Raw genomic sequence first — 1,622 nt, forward strand, 5'->3', positions numbered from 1 at the left:
TGATGAACTACATACAGCAGTGATGCAATATGCTGATGAACACGGAGAGTATCCAGATGTTCAGCTAATCAATTACCAACTGAAAAATAGGATTTTTGATTAGAATCAGGGCCATGCTTTATTTAGAGAAGCTATGCATACTCCAAATACACAGAAGCGAAATGAACTGTTAAAACAAGTTTTAAAGATCAATCCAGATTATTTTGCTGCTGATTTTCACCCATTCTTATCAGAGGTTGAAGATTTTGATTTACCAACCTTTAGATTAGATTTAGGAGGCAAAGATTGAAATTAATGTATTATTTTAATACTGACAATGGATTGAGGAATCTTTTTGCTCAAACTTGGAAAATACTTATGTATGCGCTAACGTATTTTCCAATAATATCTCTAATTATATTCTGTCTTACCGATTTTAAATTAGTTATAATTTTACAATTTGCCTTGATACTAATATATGTGTTTAACTATAAAAATCGATTTAGTAAGTTTAGAGTTTTTCTTACTAAAAGTACTAAATCTTTAGCTTTTATGAACGCATGGGATGGAATATTTTGCGGAATCTTGACTTACATTCTTTATAACCTAAATCTAGTTGAATCAACTTTAATCAACTTATCTCAATATTTTTTTACTAATTATGGCATAAGTAAAAATCACATAAATAACTGGATTATCATTGTAATACTTTTAATATTACCATTGGTATTATCTGTTATAAAAACTATAATATCAATCAAGATATTTAAAAAAGTTAATAAAATAGATATCTCCAAGGGAAAGACACTATGGAATGTATATGCCACGATGCTTATTAATTCGTTTTTATGGTATTATATCTATATTTATTACTTTATTTCTAAAGCTATTGATTTTCATTCCGATTTAATAACTGACATTTTTATATTTAATTCATTTATTGCGCTTTATTTAATATTCTGGTGGATAATTCATAATCTAATTAGACATGGTGCAAAAGATACCAAAGAAGTAATAGCATCATGGCTAACTGGAACAATCTGTATATTGTTGTTAGCAATATTTAATCAAGTGGAAAATGAATTAATAAATGCTTTAACCTGGTTTTTGCCAATATTAATTCCTAGTCTAATTGGAGAAATAAATTCTCAATTTGATACAAAAAAATATAAGAAAAAACCAATAAGAACTGAGAAAATGGATAGACACCTCTATCGAACTCAACTATATAGTTTTCTTACTCTATTAATGTTGAGTATTATTCCAAAGTTAACCGAAATTATTTGGGGTTTAAAGATTAAGATGAAATTGGTTGAATTTATAACTCCCGCAGCTGATTGGATGTCTGAATTATTTGCCTCAACTATAATTATTTTCGTTTGTTTCATATTATCATTAGTTATTGGGAAAGCTATAATTTGGTTATTACAGTATTTCTATTTAAACACCCATAATGGATATTACGTGTATCGCGACAACATGCACAGTGTATTAATAAATCGTAGATATAAAAGAAATATTCATAAAAGGAGAAAAAATAATGTCTAATCAACTTTAACATAAATACACTCCGTCCTATGTTTAGGCTGGTCGTTAACAAAACAACTTTAAGAAGACGTTCTCAAGACTCAAGAAGTTCAAAA

General features: G+C 27.8%; 2 protein-coding genes. Both read left to right on the plus strand.

The genetic code is table 11. From position 1 onward, the window contains the following. The first annotated feature begins 133 nt into the window (after positions 1–133). Positions 134–289 carry a hypothetical protein gene (locus SMSK564_RS13525; protein WP_004237269.1) on the plus strand — a complete coding sequence of 52 codons (156 nt, stop codon included), beginning with the start codon at positions 134–136 and terminating at the stop codon, positions 287–289. Positions 290–294: 5 nt separating this feature from the next. Further along, entirely contained in the window at positions 295–1,527 is a 1,233-nt protein-coding gene (locus SMSK564_RS12400; protein ID WP_004237271.1) for a hypothetical protein, read from the plus strand. Positions 1,528–1,622: the final 95 nt, after the last annotated feature.

This window comes from Streptococcus mitis SK564 (assembly GCF_000148525.1).
GTDB lineage: Bacteria > Bacillota > Bacilli > Lactobacillales > Streptococcaceae > Streptococcus > Streptococcus mitis_H.